Origin of the sequence: Micromonospora sp. NBRC 101691, assembly GCF_030269285.1 — a bacterium.
Classification (GTDB): domain Bacteria; phylum Actinomycetota; class Actinomycetes; order Mycobacteriales; family Micromonosporaceae; genus Micromonospora; species Micromonospora echinospora.
This window is the reverse complement of the sequence record NZ_BSTB01000047.1, coordinates 1-1,915: the sequence shown is the minus strand read 5'-3', so window position 1 is coordinate 1,915 and position 1,915 is coordinate 1. Positions and strand designations below refer to the sequence as shown.

The window sequence follows — 1,915 nt, the reverse complement described above, 5'->3', positions numbered from 1 at the left end:
ACAACGGACGCGCCGTCGTCGCCAACATCGCCGGCACCGCCACCGACACCAACGGCACCACCCACTCCTTCGAAGGCGGCCACTACATCAGCGTCGTCGGCTACCGCGACAACGCCGACACCGTCAAGATCGCCGACTCCGCCAACCCCAACCAGGCCAGCTACTGGATCACCACCGACGCCCTCGCCGACTGGATCGCCACCCGCGGCTACTCCGCCTGACACACATAGATACACGACGGGCCGCCCCCACCAGGGGGCGGCCCGTCGTCGCGTAGCCGGCTCCGTCAGCCCGCCGCGCCGGCCCGGTCCACCGCCTCGGCCACCGCCTCGGGCGTACGACCGACCACCGCCCCGCCGTCGTCGAGCAGCAGGATCGGCCGCTGGATCAGCTCCGGCGCGGTCACCATCGCCTCGATCCAGCGGGGCACGGACGCCTCGTCGCGCGGCCAGTCGGCCATGCCCCGTTCGACGGCGGCGCGCTCACCGAGCCGGCAGACGTCCCACGGTCGGGCGTCGAGGCGACGCAGCACCTCGGTCAGTTCCGCCGCGCTCGGCGGCTGCTCCAGGTAGGGCCGCAGCCGGTACGGCACACGCGCGGCGTCCAGGGTCTCCCGCGCGCCGGCGCACTTCGAACAGGACGGGTTGTGCCACATCTCCATACCGGGCATGGTGGCAGACCCTCCGGGACAGGTGACCGGGGTGTGCCGTGACATCCGGGTCGTAACTGTCGGCAACACTGTCCGCCGGGGAGCCACGGCGCACACCCTGCCCGGCACTGGCCTGCGCGTCAGGGAATGTGCACCTCGTCGAGCCAGAGGCGCCGCGCGAACCCACCTCGCGCGGCCCGCTTGTCGGCAGCCGCCTCGTCTACCTCGGCTTCGGTGAAGCCGAGCGCGAGCGTCAGGGCGGCAAGCACCTCACGGACGTCAGCGAGCTCGCCGAGACGCGCCTCCGGCTCGGCGGATGCGACTTCCTCCGCCTCCTCGTGCAGCTTCGCGATCAGCGCTGGAAGAAGTTCTCGGTCTGCCAGGGCCCGGAGCTTCGGAGTCTGACCGTCGGCCACGATCATCTCCGGAATGCGGTCACGCACAAGCATTCCGTAAACGAGCTTCTGTTCGCGAGACATCCCGTCATCATCCAGGTCCGAATGTCGACGCCGCTGGTCCGGTGCGCCTCCAGGGTGCGCGCCTGAAGTCAACCGTTCGGCACCAGGAGGTGGCCGGGGCGTTCACGCCGGGCCGCCACCAGAGCCGCCGTACGGCCGGCCGCCGGCTGTCCGGTGCTTCGCCGTGAGACCGCCTCTACGGTCGACAGGTACGCACCGAACGTTCGGTATCGCCGTAGTCGGTGGTCTTGTCCGGTTCGCGCGGGGCGCCGTCCGGGAATCGGTCCGGGGGTGGAGGCGTTGTGCATGGTTCGCCTCCGGGCCCGTCGAGCCGAGCCCCTCCAGCCGGGTGCCCCGCACCCGGAATGCCGGCCGGCCGGGTGGCGTTGTACCAGGCTGGCGCACCCGAGTGGGCCGATGCCCCGGAACCCGCGCCCCCCTGAACTTCCCGCGTGGTGCCCCCGCGCCCGCGACCCCCGTTCTTTTCGCGTGTGACGCCCCCGCGCCCACGCATCCCCCGTAAGCAACGGAAAGGCAGGCACCCCCATGACCACGCTGATCCGTAAGGCCGCCCTGACCGCCGCCGGCGCCGCCCTCACCGCAGGCGCCCTCGCCGGCCCCGCCACCGCCTTCGCCGCCCCCACCCACACCCCCACGTCGTCGGTCACCACCGACCGCGGGCACGACCGCACCGACAAGCCCGGCAAGGGCCAGCGGGAACTGAACGTGCGTTACGAGGCGCAGCCGAACTTCTACTACTGCGGCCCCGCCGCCGCCCGTAACGCCCTCACCACCCTGAACAAGGACG

Annotated in this window: 3 protein-coding genes and 1 pseudogene; 2 read left to right on the top strand and 2 right to left on the bottom strand. The window is 71.8% G+C overall.

Translation table 11 applies throughout. The annotated features are described in order from the left end of the window. On the top strand, positions 1 to 221 hold a 221-nt coding region (locus QSK20_RS31880), incomplete at its 5' end, for a C39 family peptidase (RefSeq protein WP_285792315.1). A gap of 65 nt (positions 222 to 286) precedes the next feature. Here QSK20_RS31880 and QSK20_RS31875 read toward each other — a convergent pair. Beyond that, positions 287 to 661 (bottom strand): ArsC/Spx/MgsR family protein, encoded by a 375-nt coding sequence (locus tag QSK20_RS31875; protein WP_285792314.1) that lies wholly within the window; start codon positions 659 to 661, stop codon positions 287 to 289. A 128-nt stretch (positions 662 to 789) separates the two neighbouring features. Next, the gene (locus QSK20_RS31870) at positions 790 to 1,128 is read right to left on the bottom strand and encodes a nucleoside triphosphate pyrophosphohydrolase (RefSeq protein WP_285792313.1); all 339 of its coding nucleotides are present in this window, start codon (positions 1,126 to 1,128) and stop codon (positions 790 to 792) included. A 525-nt stretch (positions 1,129 to 1,653) separates the two neighbouring features. Between QSK20_RS31870 and QSK20_RS31865 the strand changes: the two are divergent. Beyond that, positions 1,654 to 1,915, top strand: a pseudogene (locus tag QSK20_RS31865) (C39 family peptidase); the annotation flags it as partial.

Excerpts from the sequence above, each read along its gene's own strand:
- QSK20_RS31870 (WP_285792313.1), bottom strand. The coding sequence starts at position 1,128 with ATGTCTCGCGAACAGAAGCTCGTTTACGGAATGCTTGTGCGTGACCGC.
- QSK20_RS31875 (WP_285792314.1), bottom strand. The coding sequence starts at position 661 with ATGGAGATGTGGCACAACCCGTCCTGTTCGAAGTGCGCCGGCGCGCGG.